This is a genomic window from Klebsiella sp. 1SOBk10mer (assembly GCF_046602535.1).
Classification (GTDB): Bacteria; Pseudomonadota; Gammaproteobacteria; order Enterobacterales; family Enterobacteriaceae; genus Klebsiella; species Klebsiella quasipneumoniae.
The window spans coordinates 404,563-421,585 of record NZ_JBKIUP010000001.1 but is presented as its reverse complement, the minus strand read 5'-3'; the positions used below and the strand labels follow the sequence as shown (position 1 = coordinate 421,585).

Sequence of the window (17,023 nt, the reverse complement as noted above, 5' to 3'; positions counted from 1 at the left end):
TCCCACGCAAAATGGCCTGTTCTTCCGGACAGGCCTGTCCACTTTCCTCAGCTTCCGGGGGCGTATTATCCATACCGTAGCCAGTCGTCTGCGGTCAGTAATCTTTGCATGCCGCAAGGGGGCGTGATTGAAAAGGGTATCTGCGATCTTCGCAGCGGTCCGGCGTTGCCGGCCGCAGTTCCTGGCAGGCTGGCTGGTCAGCTGCGGATTGCTCTTGCTGCTGATCGCTCCGCAGGCGCAGTCGGCGCCCCGACAACTGGGGACGGATATTCCCGTCGAATGGTACGCGGACGACAGCGGCCAGATGACCATCGATCGCTTTGCCGACCTGCCCGTGGACCGGCTCGCCACCACCCGGCAAATCCCCTCCTTCGGCTATTCACGCAAAACCCTGTGGCTGCGCAGCGAGCTGCCGGGTGATTGGTTTGCCGGCGAGTCGCGCTGGCTGCAGATTGGTCCCTCTTTCGTCGACCACCTGACTCTCTATTACCGGCCACTGGGCAGCGACGCGCCGTGGACAGCGCGTACCTTTGGCGACCGCGACCCGGCCCGCGAGAGCGATCTTCACTATCGGGAAAGCGTGCTGATCCTCCCTCCGCCGCCGACCGCCGCCGGCTATGAGATAGTCTTTCGTCTGCAGAGCACCAGCACTCTGATCCTGCTGGCCTCGCTCTCCTCGCCGCAGGCCTACGTGCAACGGGCCGCCGCCGACACCGCCTTCTGGAGCTTCTATTTTGGTCTCGCGGCGGTCGCCAGCGGCGTGGCGCTGTGGCTGGCCCTGGCCCTGCGCCGGCGTCTGCTATGGGGCATCTGCTTCTTCTCGCTCAATTATCCGCTGGTGGCTGCCCTGCACGGCTTCCCGGAGTGGTTCTTCGGCCACGCCGCGCTGCCCTTCCAGGATTTTATGATCAGTAGCCTCTCGCTGTTCAGCTATGCCACCGCCCTCTGGCTACACAGTGAGATATTCGATTTAAAGAAAAATATGCCGCGGCTTTACCGGCTGCTGATCGCCGCCGTGGTGCTCAACCTGCTGCTGCAGGTCAGTATTCCGCTGGGTTTTTACGGCCTCGCGATGCAGATTGAAGGGGTCGTCTTCATCATTATCACCCCGGTGCTGCTGTTCACCTCCTGGTGGCTGTGGCGCAAAAAAGCTATCGACCGCAACACCCTCCTGCTGGGGCTCCTGCCGCCGTTCTATGTCGCCGCCGCGGTGTTGGTGCAGCTGTCGATCCACGGCATTATCCCGTTTCATATGGCGATCTATTCCCTCTGGCAGTATGCGCTGATCGTCCACATCATTACGGTGCTGATCATTGCCATCCTGCGGGTGCGGGCTGAAAACCGCCAGCTGGAGCAGAAGCAGCGCCTGGCGCGCGAGCTGCAGATTGAGCGCGAGGCCAGCTTCCACCAGCGGCAGTTTATGGGCATGGTGGCGCACGAATTCCGCACCCCGCTGGCGGTGATCCAGGCGGCGCTGGAGAATCTCCGCCTCTCGGCGGCCTCCGCCAGCCAGGAGGCGCGCTTCGATCGCATCGGCCGCGCCACCACCCGTCTGGTACAGCTCACCGATAACTGCCTCGCCGACGCGCGCCTCGCCTCCCACGATCTGCACGTCGACCGCCAGCAGACCGCCCTGCTGGCGGTGATCAACATGGCCGCCTCGGTGGTGGCCATCTCCCATGATCACTACCTGAACATCCACCATCACGGCGCGGTGGAAAGCCCCCAACTGCAGGCCGATGCCGGCCTGCTGTGCATCGCCATTGCTAACCTGCTGGATAACGCGGTCAAGTATTCGCCGCCGGGAGAAATCACCATCGATATTCACGCTGATGCCGGGCAAACAGAGCTGCGCATTCGCGACTACGGTCCTGGGCTCCCCGCCGGACAGGCGGAACTGATCTTTGAGCGCTATCGCCGCGGGGAACATACGTCGCCGGTGCCGGGCGGCACCGGTCTCGGACTGTATGTTGCGCGTCAGATCGTGCAGGCTCATGATGGCAAACTGTGGCTGGCCGAGCATGGCCCGGACGGCTGCACCTTTATTCTCACCCTCCCCACGGTTGCTTAAGAGGAGAACAACGCATGGCTTTACGGCTGGCGATAATTGAAGATAACCCCGATCTGCTGGATGAACTGCTGGCCTGGTTGGGCTATCGCGGCTTCGAGGTATGGGGGACGCGGAGCGCTGAGGCCTTCTGGCGGCAACTGCACAGCCATCCGGTGGACATCGTGCTGATTGATATCGGTCTGCCCGGCGAGGATGGCTTCAGCGTGCTGAGCTACCTGCACGAGCTGGGGCACTACGGTCTGGTGGTGGTCAGCGCCCGCGGCCAACAGCAGGATAAACTGCAGGCGCTGAGCCTCGGGGCCGATGCCTATCTGATCAAGCCGGTTAACTTCGCCCATCTCGCGGAGACCCTGACCGCCCTCGGCGCCCGCCTGCAGCAGGATCGGCCGGCTCCCCAGCAGCCAGAGATGGCCAGCGCCGCCCCCGCTCCCGCTCCCGCCACCGGACTGTGGCGTCTGCATGAGGATAAACTGATCTCCCCAGACGCCCGGACGCTGGAATTAACCCAGCAGGAATATCGCCTGGTGGAACTCTTAATGCGCAATCGCAACGAAGTGTGTAGCAAACTGGAGCTTCATGCTTGCCTGTTTGCCCATGAAAGCGAGCCTGACCTGCACCGTATCGACGTGGTGGTTAGCCGCCTGCGCCACAAGGCTCGCCAGCAGGGGATCCATCTGCCCGTACGCGCAATCTTTGGTAAGGGGCTGGCCTTTATCTCCTGAACGACGGGGCATGTCGGCGGCCGCGCGGGATATGAATGACTCGCAAGTGTTAATTTTTCTCATTTTCTGAGAGAAATGAGAGGAATGAGACTGACGATGACCTTAAGAACTTTCTTATAGTGCTACTACATCAGGATGATGTCGTATGATTTTCATCGGACAGAAAAGCATATAACAAAACGTATTAGCCGTTCGCGGCAAATTCTGACACCATGCAACACAAACAAGGTATAAACAATGGCCATGCAAACGTGGTTAGTTTTATTGCTATGCATTTTTTTCTTCAGCATCTCTGTATACAGTTTTATTTCCTATCTGAAAGACAGGAGACGGCAGAAATTTACATTTAACGATAAGCGTTCAATGCGTCGTAAATAATTCACTTTAGAATAATAAAAACATATTGTAGATACTTTAATACAGTCAACACACCGCATAGGCCCGGAGGATGTGTCACAGCATGGCGTTATGTTTTTGCGTAAGGAAATAACGCCATGAGAAACATTAATGTCACCATCAACACCCGCAATACCTTTGTCCGTGAATCGCTGATGGCTATGGTCAATGACCTCACGCAGGGCGAAATACGGGCGCGTTTTTCCTGGCGTAATAATGACCTGTCAGGGGAAGACATCATCATTTGCGAAGTGATCCCCGGCGAAATCTACCTGTGCAATACGCTGATTAAAAACAGGAAAAAAGGCAGTTCGCTGATTATCCTCCACAGCTACGACCAGTTGCCGGAAGATGATTTCATGATTAACTGCCTGAAAGGGGTTATTTTTGTTTCGCTAAAAACCGCCAGTATTCCGCAACTGCTGACGATCATTAAAAGCGAGCTCCAGCATTGTATGAGCCCGTCAGCCACCGACGCCGCGGGTCGGGAACTCAGCTGCGCCAGCTGCCCGCACCGCGTGCTGTCGCGCTCGCAGACCGCCGTGGTGCACGGTATTCTCGAAGGGATGGATATGAGTAAAATCGCCGCCCTGCAGCGCGTCAGTCCCCGTACCGCCGCCTATCATAAAAATAAGATTATGGAAAAATACAGTCTGAATAATAACCATGACTTTTTCCAGTTTATGAATCTGTTACGAGAGCGCTGGTAGCTAAATAGCGAGCAGAAGAGAATAAGATATTCGCCTGGCGATATTGTCGTAAATCCGAAAATAGCCACAGGATGCTAAAAAAGCGCCAGCGCTGCCAGACATAACGTTAAACTCTGACGCTTCCTCGGTATAAAGACGTTACCGCTCGCCTTTATATAAGAAAAAAGACTATTTACGAGGAAAACTGATACTTCGTCACATTGCCCCTGACGTGCCTGTCAGGGGTCTTTTTTTCGGTGTGGAATGGCGCCCTCTGCGCGAGGGCGCGGCAGGATCAGGCTTCCACTTTCTCCACTTGCCAGTCCGGCTGCGCTTCCTCGTCGGTCAGCAGACCTTCGTTTTTCGACAGCATAGCGGTGGCGATGCCGTTACCCAGTACGTTGATGGCGGAGCGCCCCATATCGAGGAAATGGTCGATGCCCATCAGCAGCAGGATCCCGGCAACCGGGATATGGAAGCTGGGGATAGTGGCCGCCAGCACCACCAGCGCCGAGCGCGGTACCCCGGCGATGCCTTTCGAGGCCAGCATCAGGGTCAACATCATGACCGTAATCTCGCTGAAGCTCAGCGGCACGTTATAGGCCTGGGCGATAAACATCGCGGCGAAGGAGCAGTAGACCATCGAGCCGACGAGGTTAAACGAGTAGCCAATCGGCAGAACGAACGAGACGATATTGCGCGAACAACCAAACTTCACCAGCCGTTCGAGGGTCTTCGGATAGGCAGCTTCCGAGCTGCTGGTGGTAAAGGCTACCAGCACCGGATCTTTCAGCATGTTCAGCAGACGGAAGACCTCTTTCTTCAGCACCATATAGCCGACGGCAATCAGCACCGCGCTGGTCAACAGCACCGCCAGGTAATAACCGCCGATGAACGAAGCGTAGTTGAGTAAAATCCCCAACCCCTGCGAGGCAATCACCGACGAGATGGCGGCGAAGATGGCCAGCGGCGCAACGTACATTACATAGCCGGTCACCTTCAGCATAATGTGCGACACCACGTTAAGGGCCGCCACCAGCGGAGCATTAAACTTCTCGCCCAGCGACGCGCCGGCGATGCCAAAGAACATCGAGAACACCACGATCTGCAGGATCTCGTTGTTGGCCATCGCCTCGGTGATGCTGGTAGGGATGGTATGCGACAGGAACCCTTTCAGGGTCATGCCGCTGACCGCCAGGCCGGTATCCACCGCCTCTTTCGGTACCGTCAGGTTCAACCCGGCACCCGGGTGCTGGAAGGTGACGATCACCAGCCCGACGAGAATGGATAATACCGATGAAGTGATAAACCACACCATCGCCTTACCGCCCACCCGGCCGATGGTCGCCGTCTCGCCGAGGCGCATGATCCCGACCGTCAGGGTGCTGAACACCAAGGGCGCGATAACCATTTTGATTAAGCGCAGAAACAGATCGGTCAGCAGCGTGATGTTGTCTGCCCAGGCGGAGATGGTAGTCGGCGTCGCGTAGTCATGGATAGCCGCGCCGGAGAGGATCCCCATCAGCATAAAAATGACGATGAAGAGCGTGAGTTTGTTTGCGTTTGCCACAGCAATGACCCCTGATTATTTAACACGTTGATTTTTAAGTGCATATTTTGTTATTATGAGAATGCACTAATTTATTCACCGCATAAATCTAATAAAAGCCCCCGCGGATACAACTATTTTTTACTTTTTTAAACTAAAAGTTGATATCACCCCGGAAATCAGCGGCGAGACCGCCCGCCATCGCCGCCGTTATCCAGACATTTCTCAACCTTCTTTTCATAATTCCTCCATTTTTACGGCCCCTTCCCTCACTAAACTAGTATCATTCAGCGAAACGCTTCAGGATGAGACCGTAAACTAATGAAAGGCAGTAACATACGTCGTTGGGGCGCCGCGCTGGCGGTAGTGATTATCGCCGGGGCCGCCTACTGGTTCTGGCACGATCGTGGAACGAGCGGCAGCGGGACGCCCGCCGCCGGGCAGGGTCCGCAGGGGCCGGGTGGCGCGCGCCATGGCCGCTTTGGCGGCGCGCTGGCGCCGGTGCAGGCCGCCACCGCGACCGAACAAGCGGTCCCGCGCTATCTCACCGGGCTGGGTACCGTGACGGCAGCCAATACCGTCACCGTGCGCAGCCGGGTCGACGGCCAGCTGCTTAGCCTTCACTTCCAGGAGGGTCAGCAGGTCAAAGCCGGCGATCTGCTGGCGCAGATCGATCCCAGCCAGTTTAAAGTCGCCCTCGCCCAAGCGCAGGGTCAGCTGGCGAAAGATAACGCCACTCTGGCGAATGCCCGCCGCGATCTCGCCCGTTACCAGCAGCTGGTGAAAACCAATCTCGTCTCCCGCCAGGAGCTCGACACCCAGCAGTCGCTGGTGGTGGAATCCGCTGGCACCGTAAAAGCCGATGAAGCAGCCGTCGCCAGCGCCCAGCTGCAGCTGGACTGGACGCGCATCACCGCGCCGATCGACGGCCGCGTTGGGTTAAAGCAGGTGGATATCGGCAACCAAATTTCCAGCGGGGATACCACCGGGATTGTGGTTCTCACCCAGACGCATCCGATCGACGTGGTCTTTACCCTGCCGGAAAACAGCATCGCCACGGTGGTGCAGGCGCAGAAAGCGGGTAAAGCGCTCAGCGTCGAAGTCTGGGACCGCACAAATAAGCAGAAAATCAGCGTCGGGGAGCTGCTGAGCCTCGACAACCAGATCGATGCGACCACCGGGACCATCAAGCTGAAGGCGCGCTTCAGCAATCTGGACGACGCCCTGTTCCCCAACCAGTTCGTTAACGCCCGCCTGCTGGTGGACACCCAGCAGAACGCGGTGGTCATCCCTGCCGCCGCCCTGCAGATGGGCAACGAAGGGCATTTTGTATGGGTGCTGAACGATGAGAATAAGGTCAGCAAACACAGCGTCACCCCGGGGATCCAGGACAGCCAGAAAGTGGTCATCGGCGCCGGGCTTTCCGCCGGGGATCGCGTGGTCACCGACGGGATTGACCGCCTGACCGAAGGGGCGAAAGTGGAAGTTGTCACCGCCAGCGGCAGCGAGCAGGCGCAGCCCGCCCCGCGCCAGAGCGGTAAACACGGAGCGCGTTCCTGATGCAGGTGTTACCCCCAGGCCGCACCGGCGGCCCGTCCCGGCTGTTTATTATGCGTCCGGTGGCCACCACTCTGCTGATGGTAGCGATCCTGTTAGCCGGGATCATCGGCTACCGCTTTCTGCCGGTCTCCGCGTTACCGGAGGTGGATTACCCGACCATTCAGGTAGTCACCCTCTATCCGGGCGCCAGCCCGGACGTGGTGACCTCCGCCATCACCGCCCCGCTGGAACGCCAGTTCGGCCAGATGTCCGGGCTTAAGCAGATGTCATCGCAAAGTTCCGGCGGCGCCTCGGTCGTCACGCTCCAGTTCCAGCTGACCCTGCCGCTGGACGTTGCCGAGCAGGAAGTGCAGGCGGCCATCAACGCCGCCACCAACCTGCTGCCGAACGATCTGCCCAACCCGCCGGTCTACAGCAAGGTGAACCCGGCGGATCCGCCGATCATGACCCTCGCCGTTACCTCCTCCGCGATCCCGATGACCCAGGTAGAGGATATGGTGGAGACGCGGGTGGCGCAGAAGATCTCTCAGGTTTCCGGCGTCGGTCTGGTGACCCTCGCCGGCGGCCAGCGCCCGGCGGTGCGGGTGAAGCTTAACGCCCAGGCCATCGCCGCCCTCGGCCTGACCAGCGAAACCGTGCGCACCGCCATCACCAGCGCCAACGTTAACTCGGCGAAAGGCAGCCTCGACGGCCCGGCCCGCGCGGTAACGCTTTCCGCTAACGATCAGATGCAGTCCGCTGAGGATTACCGCCGCCTGATTATCGCTTATCAGAACGGGGCGCCGATCCGGCTCGGCGATGTCGCCAGCGTCGAACAAGGGGCCGAAAACAGCTGGCTGGGGGCGTGGGCCAACCAGCAGCGGGCGATCGTGATGAACGTCCAGCGTCAGCCGGGGGCCAACATCATCGACACCGCCGACAGCATTCGCCAGATGCTGCCGCAGCTCACCGAGAGCCTGCCGAAATCGGTGAAGGTGCAGGTTCTCTCCGACCGGACCACCAACATTCGCGCCTCGGTGCGCGACACCCAGTTTGAGCTGATGCTGGCCATCGCCCTGGTGGTGATGATCATCTACCTGTTCCTGCGCAACGTGCCGGCGACCATTATTCCCGGCGTCGCGGTGCCGCTGTCGCTGGTGGGCACCTTCGCGGTGATGGTATTCCTCGACTTCTCGATCAACAACCTGACGCTGATGGCCCTGACCATCGCCACCGGCTTTGTGGTGGATGACGCCATCGTGGTGATCGAGAACATCTCGCGCTATATCGAGAAAGGCGAGAAGCCGCTGGCCGCTGCGCTGAAAGGCGCGGGAGAAATCGGCTTCACCATTATCTCCCTCACCTTCTCGCTGATCGCGGTGCTGATCCCGCTGCTGTTTATGGGCGATATCGTTGGCCGCCTGTTCCGCGAATTCGCCGTTACCCTTGCCGTCGCCATCCTGATCTCGGCGGTGGTCTCCCTGACCCTGACGCCGATGATGTGCGCCCGCATGTTAAGCCACGAATCGCTGCGTAAGCAGAACCGCTTCTCGCGGGCCAGCGAGCGCTTCTTCGACCGGGTGATCGCCGTCTATGGCCGCTGGCTGAGCCGGGTGCTGAACCATCCTTGGCTGACGCTCAGCGTCGCCCTGAGCACCCTGGCGCTGTCGATCCTCCTGTGGGTCTTTATCCCGAAAGGCTTTTTCCCGATCCAGGATAACGGCATTATCCAGGGCACCCTCCAGGCGCCGCAGTCGGTCTCCTTCGCCAGTATGGCCCAGCGCCAGCAGCAGGTTTCCGACATTATTCTCAAGGATCCGGCGGTGGAGAGCCTGACCTCGTTCGTCGGCGTTGACGGCACCAACCCGGCGCTGAACAGCGCCCGCCTGCAGATCAACCTCAAGCCGCTGGATGAACGCGACGACCGCGTCCAGACGGTGATTAGCCGTCTGCAGCAGGCGGTGGCCGGTGTCCCGGGCGTGGCGCTCTATCTACAGCCGACCCAGGATCTGACCATCGACACCACGGTGAGCCGCACCCAGTACCAGTTCACTCTGCAGGCGAACTCTCTCGAGGCGCTGAGCACGTGGGTGCCGCCGCTGCTCAGTCGCCTGCAGGCTCAGCCGCAGCTGGCCGACGTCAGCAGCGACTGGCAGGACAAAGGCCTGGCCGCCTATATCAAGGTGGATCGCGACAGCGCCAGCCGCCTCGGCATCTCGATGGCCGATGTCGATAACGCGCTGTACAACGCCTTCGGCCAGCGGCTGATCTCCACCATTTACACCCAGGCGAATCAGTATCGCGTGGTGCTTGAGCAGGATACCGAGGCGACCCCGGGCCTGGCGGCGCTGGATAATATCCGCCTGACCAGCAGCGACGGCGGCATCGTGCCGCTGACCGCCATCGCCACGGTGGAGCAGCGCTTTACCCCGCTGTCGGTGAACCACCTCGATCAGTTCCCGGTGACCACCATCTCGTTTAACGTTCCGGACAACTACTCGCTGGGCGAAGCGGTAGAGGCTATCCTCACCGCCGAACAGTCGCTGGATTTCCCGAGCGATATTCGCACTCAGTTCCAGGGCAGCTCGCTGGCCTTCCAGTCGGCGCTGGGCAGCACCGTCTGGCTGGTCGTGGCCGCGGTGGTGGCGATGTATATCGTCCTGGGGGTGCTGTATGAGAGCTTTATCCATCCGATCACCATTCTCTCCACCCTGCCCACCGCCGGGGTCGGGGCGCTGCTGGCGCTGTGGCTGGCGGGCAGCGAGCTGGACGTGATCGCCATCATCGGCATCATTCTGCTGATCGGCATCGTGAAGAAGAACGCCATCATGATGATCGACTTCGCGCTGGCCGCCGAGCGCGAGCAGGGCATGCCGCCGCGGGAGGCGATCTACCAGGCCTGCCTGCTCCGCTTCCGACCGATCCTGATGACCACCCTCGCCGCCCTGCTCGGCGCCCTGCCGCTGATGCTGAGCACAGGCGTCGGCGCGGAGCTGCGGCGTCCGTTAGGGATCGGCATGGTTGGCGGCCTGATGCTCAGCCAGGTGCTGACCCTGTTCACCACCCCGGTGATCTATCTGCTGTTCGACCGCCTGTCGCTGCACCTGAAGCGCCGCTTCCCGCGTCAGGAAGAGGAGGCGTAAGTGAAGTTTTTCGCCCTCTTCATTTACCGCCCGGTGGCGACGATCCTCATCTCGCTGGCCATCACCCTGTGCGGCATTCTCGGCTTCCGGCTGCTGCCGGTGGCCCCGCTGCCGCAGGTCGATTTCCCGGTGATTATGGTCAGCGCCTCGCTGCCGGGGGCCTCGCCGGAGACCATGGCCTCGTCGGTGGCCACCCCGCTGGAGCGCTCCCTGGGGCGGATTGCCGGGGTCAATGAGATGACCTCCTCCAGTTCACTCGGCAGCACCCGCATCATTCTCGAGTTTAACTTCGACCGCGATATCAACGGCGCGGCGCGCGATGTCCAGGCAGCGATCAACGCCGCGCAAAGCCTGTTGCCGAGCGGGATGCCCAGCCGGCCGACCTACCGCAAAGCCAACCCGTCGGATGCGCCGATCATGATCCTGACGCTGACCTCCGACACCTACTCCCAGGGTGAGCTGTATGATTTCGCCTCCACCCAGCTGGCGCAGACCATCGCGCAGATTGACGGCGTCGGCGATGTCGACGTCGGCGGCAGCTCCCTGCCGGCGGTGCGCGTCGACCTCAACCCGCAGGCGCTGTTCAACCAGGGCGTGTCGCTGGACGCGGTGCGCACCGCCATCAGCGACGCCAACGTGCGCAAGCCGCAGGGGGCGCTGGAGGACAGCGCCCACCGCTGGCAGGTGCATACCAACGATGAGCTGAAGACCGCCGCCGACTATCAGCCGCTGATCGTCCACTACCAGAATGGCGCCGCGGTGCGGCTGGGGGATGTTGCCACCGTGTCAGATTCGGTGCAGGACGTGCGCAACGCCGGGATGACCAACGCCAAGCCGGCGATCCTGTTGATGATCCGCAAACTGCCGGAAGCCAATATCATTCAGACGGTGGACAGCATCCGCGCCCGCCTGCCGGAGCTACAGCAGACCATCCCGGCGGCCATCGACCTGCAGATCGCCCAGGATCGCTCGCCGACCATCCGCGCCTCGCTGGAGGAGGTGGAGCAGACGCTGGTGATTTCGGTGGCGCTGGTGATCCTGGTGGTGTTCCTGTTCCTGCGCTCCGGACGCGCCACGCTGATCCCCGCCGTCGCCGTTCCGGTTTCCTTAATCGGCACCTTCGCCGCGATGTACTTATGCGGTTTCAGCCTCAATAACCTGTCGCTGATGGCCCTGACTATCGCCACCGGCTTCGTGGTGGATGACGCCATCGTGGTGCTGGAGAATATCTCCCGCCATCTGGAGGCGGGGATGAAACCGCTGCAGGCGGCGCTGCAGGGAAGCCGCGAGGTCGGCTTTACCGTCCTGTCGATGAGCTTGTCGCTGGTGGCGGTGTTTCTACCGCTGCTGCTGATGGGCGGCCTGCCGGGCCGCCTGCTGCGCGAGTTCGCCGTCACCCTGTCGGTGGCGATCGGCATCTCGCTGGCGGTCTCCCTCACCCTGACGCCGATGATGTGCGGCTGGCTGCTGAAAAGCGGCAAACCCCACCAGCCGACGCGCAACCGCGGCTTTGGCCGCCTGCTGGTGGCCGTACAGGGCGGCTATGGTAAATCGTTAAAATGGGTGCTGAAGCACAGCCGCCTGACCGGCCTGGTGGTGCTGGGCACCATCGCCCTCAGCGTCTGGCTCTATATCTCGATCCCGAAAACCTTCTTCCCGGAGCAGGACACCGGCGTGCTGATGGGCGGCATTCAGGCCGACCAGAGCATCTCCTTCCAGGCGATGCGCGGCAAGCTGCAGGACTTTATGAAAATCATTCGCGAAGATCCGGCGGTGGATAACGTCACCGGATTTACCGGCGGCTCGCGGGTCAACAGCGGGATGATGTTTATCACCCTCAAGCCGCGCGACCAGCGCCACGAGACGGCGCAGCAGGTGATCGACCGGCTGCGCAAAAAGCTGGCCAACGAGCCCGGGGCTAACCTGTTCCTGATGGCGGTGCAGGATATCCGCGTCGGTGGCCGGCAGTCGAACGCCAGCTATCAGTACACCCTGCTGTCCGATGACCTGTCGGCGCTGCGCGAGTGGGAGCCGAAGATCCGCAAAGCGCTGGCGGCGCTGCCTGAGCTGGCGGACGTCAACTCGGATCAGCAGGACAATGGCGCCGAAATGGACCTGGTCTATGACCGGGATACCATGTCGCGCCTCGGCATCAGCGTTCAGGACGCCAACAACCTGCTGAACAACGCCTTCGGCCAGCGGCAGATCTCCACCATCTACCAGCCGCTTAACCAGTACAAGGTGGTGATGGAGGTGGATCCGGCCTACACCCAGGACGTCAGCGCCCTGGATAAGATGTTTGTCATCAACAGCGAGGGCAAGCCGATCCCGCTGGCCTACTTCGCCAAATGGCAGCCGGCCAACGCCCCGCTGTCGGTGAACCACCAGGGGCTGTCGGCGGCGTCCACAATCTCCTTTAACCTGCCCACCGGCCGCTCGCTGTCGGAAGCCAGCGAGGCGATTAACCGCGCGATGACCCAGCTCGGGGTGCCGTCCACCGTACGTGGCTCCTTTGCCGGTACCGCTCAGGTGTTCCAGCAGACCATGAACGCGCAGGTGATCCTGATCCTCGCGGCCATTGCCACGGTCTATATCGTGCTGGGGATACTCTACGAGAGCTATGTACATCCGTTGACCATCCTTTCGACGCTACCCTCCGCCGGGGTGGGCGCGCTGCTGGCGCTGGAGATATTCGATGCCCCGTTCAGCCTAATCGCCCTTATCGGGATCATGTTATTAATTGGCATCGTGAAGAAAAACGCCATCATGATGGTTGATTTTGCCCTTGAGGCGCAGCGCACCGGCAACCTGACGCCGGAAGAGGCGATTTTCCAGGCCTGCCTGCTGCGTTTCCGGCCGATTATGATGACCACCCTCGCCGCGCTGTTCGGCGCCCTGCCGCTGGTGCTCTCCGGCGGCGACGGATCCGAACTGCGCCAGCCGCTGGGGATCACTATCGTCGGCGGTCTGGTGATGAGCCAGCTGTTAACGCTCTACACCACGCCGGTGGTCTATCTTTTCTTTGACCGTTTGCGGCTGCGTTTTTCGCGTCATTCCACTCAACCGGTAAGCGAATAAGATGACAGACCTCCCGGCCAGCGTGCGCTGGCAGCTATGGATAGTGGCGTTCGGCTTCTTTATGCAGTCGCTGGACACCACCATCGTCAACACCGCCCTCCCCTCGATGGCCAAAAGCCTTGGGGAGAGTCCGCTGCATATGCATATGATCATCGTCTCCTATGTCCTGACGGTGGCGGTGATGCTGCCGGCCAGCGGCTGGCTGGCCGACCGGGTCGGGGTGCGCAATATTTTCTTTACCGCCATCGTGCTGTTTACCGCTGGATCGCTGTTTTGCGCCCAGGCCAGCACCCTTGACCAGCTGGTGATGGCGCGGGTGCTGCAGGGTATCGGCGGCGCGATGATGGTGCCGGTCGGTCGCCTGACGGTGATGAAGATCGTCCCGCGCGATCAGTACATGGCGGCGATGACCTTCGTTACCCTGCCGGGCCAGGTCGGCCCGCTGCTCGGCCCGGCGCTGGGCGGGGTACTGGTGGAGTACGCCTCCTGGCACTGGATCTTCCTCATTAACATCCCGGTGGGGATCGTCGGCGCCATCGCCACCCTCTGCCTGATGCCCAACTACACCATGCAGACCCGACGCTTCGATCTCGCCGGCTTTGTGCTGCTGGCGGCCGGGATGGCGACCCTGACCCTGGCGCTGGATGGCCAGAAAGGGCTCGGCATTTCCCCCGCCTGGCTGGCGGGACTGGTGGCCGTCGGCCTCGCCGCCCTGCTGCTCTACCTGTGGCACGCCCGCGGTAACGCCCGGGCGCTGTTCAGCCTTAACCTGTTTCGCAACCGCACCTTCTCCCTTGGCCTCGGCGGCAGCTTCGCCGGGCGCATCGGCAGCGGCATGCTGCCGTTTATGACCCCGGTGTTCCTGCAGATCGGCCTCGGTTTTAGCCCCTTCCACGCCGGGCTGATGATGATCCCGATGGTGCTCGGCAGCATGGGGATGAAGCGGATCGTGGTCCAGGTGGTCAACCGCTTCGGCTACCGTCGGGTGCTGGTCGCCAGCACTCTGGGGCTGGCGGCAGTCAGCCTGCTGTTTATGTTTTGCGCCCTGGCGGGCTGGTATTACGCGCTGCCGCTGATCCTGTTTCTGCAGGGGATGATCAACGCCAGCCGCTTCTCGTCGATGAATACCCTGACCCTGAAAGATCTCCCGGACGATCTGGCCAGCAGCGGCAACAGCCTGCTGTCGATGGTGATGCAGCTGTCGATGAGTATTGGCGTGACCATCGCCGGGCTGCTGCTGGGGCTGTACGGCCAGCAGCATCTGAGCCTCGACGCCGCCGGCACCCATCAGGTCTTTCTCTATACCTATCTGAGCATGGCGGCGATCATCGCCCTGCCGGCGCTCATCTTTTCCCGGGTACCGGATGACGTCGGCAGCAATACCGTCATCCGTCGACGCAACAGGAGTGGATCGTGAAATTTTGGCGCCCGGGCATTACCGGCAAGCTGTTCCTCGCTATTTTCGCCACCTGCATCGTGCTGCTGATCAGCATGCACTGGGCGGTGCGCATCAGTTTCGAACGCGGGTTTATCGATTACATCAAGCGCGGCAATGAGCAGCGGTTAACCATGCTTAGCGACGCGCTGAGCGAGCAGTATGCCCAGCACGGCAGCTGGGCGTTTCTGCGCAACAATGACCGCTTTATCTTCCAGCTGCTGCGCACCTTCGAACGGGATAATGACGACCGCTCGCCGCCGGGGCACGCCATGAAGCCGGGGGCGATGGACGCGCCGGGCGCCGGTCCCGATGGGCCGCCGCCGGATGGTCCCCCTGACGGCCCGCGCCCGAGGCCGGAAATGCCGCCCCACGGCTGGCGCACCATGTTCTGGGTGGTCGATCAGTCTGGCCGGGTGCTGGTGGGCCCCCGCGAGCGCGTGCCGGAGGACGGCAGCCAGCGCAGCATTATGGTCAACGGCGTGGAGGTAGGCAGAGTGATCGCCTCGCCGGTGGAGCGGCTAACCCGCAATACCGACATTAACTTCGACCGGCAGCAGAAGCGCACCAGCTGGCTGATTGTCGCCCTCGCCACCCTGCTTGCCGCGCTGGCCACCTTCCCGCTGGCCCGCGGCCTGCTGGCGCCGGTGAAACGGCTGGTGGAAGGCACCCATAAGCTGGCGGCGGGCGACTTTTCCACCCGCGTGACGGTGACCGGCGGCGATGAGCTCGGCCGCCTGGCGCAGGATTTTAACCAGCTCGCCAGCACCCTGGAGCGCAACCAGCAGATGCGTCGCGACCTGATGGCCGATATCTCCCATGAACTGCGTACCCCGCTGGCGGTGCTGCGCGGCGAGCTGGAGGCGATTCAGGACGGGGTCCGGCGTTTTACCCCTGAATCCATTCCCTCTCTGCAGGCTGAAGTGGCCACCCTCACCAAGCTGGTAGACGATCTCCATCAGCTGTCGATGTCCGATGAGGGAGCGCTGGCCTACCAGAAAACCTCGCTGGATATCATCACCCTGCTGGAGGTAGCCGCAGGCGCTTTTCGCGAGCGCTTCGCCGGCCGGCAGCTGAGCATCCAGGTGTCGCTCCCGGAGCAGGCGATGATCTTCGGCGACCGCGACCGCCTGATGCAGCTCTTCAACAATCTGCTGGAAAACAGCCTGCGCTATACCGACAGCGGCGGCAGCCTGCACATCACCGCCCGCCGCAGCGGACGGATGCTGGTGATCGACTTCGCCGACAGCGCCCCCGGGGTCAGCGATGAGCAGCTGGCCCGCCTGTGCGAGCGCTTTTACCGGGCGGAAGGATCGCGCAACCGCGCCAGCGGCGGCTCCGGCCTTGGGCTGGCGATTTGCCTCAATATCGTAGCGGCCCACGGCGGCACCCTGCGTGCCGACCATTCGCCTTTTGGCGGGGTTAGCATTAAAGTTGAGTTACCTCTGGAACATGATTTACCGAGAGACGTATGACTGAATTGCCTGTAGATGAAAACACCCCGCGCATTCTTATCGTGGAAGATGAACCCAAGCTCGGCCAGCTGCTGATTGATTATCTGCAGGCCGCCGGCTATGCGCCTACGCTGATTAACCATGGCGACAAGGTCCTGCCCTACGTTCGCCAGACTCCGCCGCACCTGATCCTGCTGGATCTGATGCTGCCCGGTACCGACGGCCTGACGCTGTGCCGCGAAATTCGCCGCTTCTCCGACGTTCCGGTGGTGATGGTGACGGCGAAAATCGAAGAGATCGACCGCCTGCTGGGGCTGGAGATTGGCGCCGACGACTATATCTGCAAGCCCTATAGCCCGCGGGAAGTGGTCGCCCGGGTGAAAACCATTCTCCGCCGCTGCAGGCCGCAGCGCGACCTGCAGGCGCTGGACGCGCAGAGTCCGCTGATTGTCGACGAGGGCCGTTTTCAGGCCTCGTGGCGCGACAAGCTGCTGGACCTCACTCCCGCCGAGTTCCGGCTGCTGAAAACTCTCTCCCAGGAGCCGGGGAAGGTCTTCTCCCGCGAACAGTTGCTCAACCATCTGTATGACGACTATCGGGTAGTGACCGACCGCACCATTGACAGCCACATCAAGAACCTGCGGCGCAAGCTGGAGGCGCTGGACGCCGAACAGTCGTTTATCCGCGCCGTGTACGGGGTTGGCTACCGCTGGGAAGCCGACGCCTGCCGGCTGGCGTAGTGAGCCTTTCCCGGCTCGCGCTGCGCTTAGCCGGGCTACAAGTCCACCGCCGTCTGCAATCCGTAACCCGGGTAAGGCGTTTACGCCGCAACCCGGGAAACTCCGTAGCGTCTATCCCACCAGGCGTTATGAGTGCTGTCAGTGTGAGCACTGCCCAGGTTCAAAATGGCAAACAAATTAGCCATACTGAAAGTTACCCATCTGATA

At 61.4% G+C, this 17,023-nt stretch carries 11 protein-coding genes; 10 read left to right on the top strand and 1 reads right to left on the bottom strand.

All coding sequences use genetic code 11. From position 1 onward, the window contains the following. Positions 1–214: 214 nt before the first annotated feature. The 4 genes from ACLH1I_RS01895 to ACLH1I_RS01880 all read left to right on the top strand — a co-directional run bounded on the left by ACLH1I_RS01895 (position 215) and on the right by ACLH1I_RS01880 (position 3,899). On the top strand, positions 215–2,071 hold the full coding sequence (locus tag ACLH1I_RS01895) for a sensor histidine kinase (protein WP_198079975.1): 1,857 nt from the start codon (positions 215–217) through the stop codon (positions 2,069–2,071). A 14-nt stretch (positions 2,072–2,085) separates the two neighbouring features. Then, complete coding sequence (locus tag ACLH1I_RS01890; protein ID WP_198079965.1) at positions 2,086–2,793, top strand: response regulator transcription factor; 708 nt, start codon at positions 2,086–2,088, stop codon at positions 2,791–2,793. A 237-nt stretch (positions 2,794–3,030) separates the two neighbouring features. Next, positions 3,031–3,171: a small membrane protein gene (locus ACLH1I_RS01885; protein ID WP_004146563.1), complete on the top strand. Its 141-nt coding sequence runs from the start codon at positions 3,031–3,033 to the stop codon at positions 3,169–3,171. A 116-nt stretch (positions 3,172–3,287) separates the two neighbouring features. Further along, the gene (locus ACLH1I_RS01880) at positions 3,288–3,899 is read left to right on the top strand and encodes a helix-turn-helix transcriptional regulator (protein ID WP_004201550.1); all 612 of its coding nucleotides are present in this window, start codon (positions 3,288–3,290) and stop codon (positions 3,897–3,899) included. A 274-nt stretch (positions 3,900–4,173) separates the two neighbouring features. Here the strand turns inward: ACLH1I_RS01880 and ACLH1I_RS01875 are convergent, their stop codons facing one another. Then, positions 4,174–5,448 carry a dicarboxylate/amino acid:cation symporter gene (locus ACLH1I_RS01875; protein WP_198079963.1) on the bottom strand — a complete coding sequence of 425 codons (1,275 nt, stop codon included), beginning with the start codon at positions 5,446–5,448 and terminating at the stop codon, positions 4,174–4,176. A gap of 300 nt (positions 5,449–5,748) precedes the next feature. Here ACLH1I_RS01875 and ACLH1I_RS01870 point away from each other — a divergent pair, with 300 nt between their 5' ends. Genes ACLH1I_RS01870 through baeR form a run of 6 tightly spaced genes read left to right on the top strand, consistent with a single transcriptional unit; the run spans position 5,749 to position 16,816 of the window. Then, positions 5,749–6,987 (top strand): MdtA/MuxA family multidrug efflux RND transporter periplasmic adaptor subunit, encoded by a 1,239-nt coding sequence (locus ACLH1I_RS01870; RefSeq protein WP_198079961.1) that lies wholly within the window; start codon positions 5,749–5,751, stop codon positions 6,985–6,987. Further along, positions 6,987–10,109, top strand: coding sequence for an MdtB/MuxB family multidrug efflux RND transporter permease subunit (locus ACLH1I_RS01865; RefSeq protein WP_069135510.1), 3,123 nt, complete (start codon positions 6,987–6,989; stop codon positions 10,107–10,109). The genes ACLH1I_RS01870 and ACLH1I_RS01865 overlap by 1 nt, the downstream gene beginning before the upstream one ends. Next, positions 10,110–13,187 (top strand): multidrug efflux RND transporter permease subunit MdtC, encoded by a 3,078-nt coding sequence (mdtC, locus tag ACLH1I_RS01860; RefSeq protein ID WP_198079960.1) that lies wholly within the window; start codon positions 10,110–10,112, stop codon positions 13,185–13,187. Between the two features lies 1 nt (position 13,188). Further along, positions 13,189–14,604 carry an MFS transporter gene (locus ACLH1I_RS01855; RefSeq protein WP_004201556.1) on the top strand — a complete coding sequence of 472 codons (1,416 nt, stop codon included), beginning with the start codon at positions 13,189–13,191 and terminating at the stop codon, positions 14,602–14,604. Next, entirely contained in the window at positions 14,601–16,097 is a 1,497-nt protein-coding gene (gene baeS, locus ACLH1I_RS01850) for a two-component system sensor histidine kinase BaeS (RefSeq protein WP_048295157.1), read from the top strand. Before ACLH1I_RS01855 ends, baeS begins: the two co-directional genes overlap by 4 nt. Continuing rightward, positions 16,094–16,816 carry a two-component system response regulator BaeR gene (baeR, locus tag ACLH1I_RS01845; protein WP_048295158.1) on the top strand — a complete coding sequence of 241 codons (723 nt, stop codon included), beginning with the start codon at positions 16,094–16,096 and terminating at the stop codon, positions 16,814–16,816. The genes baeS and baeR overlap by 4 nt, the downstream gene beginning before the upstream one ends. Positions 16,817–17,023: the final 207 nt, after the last annotated feature.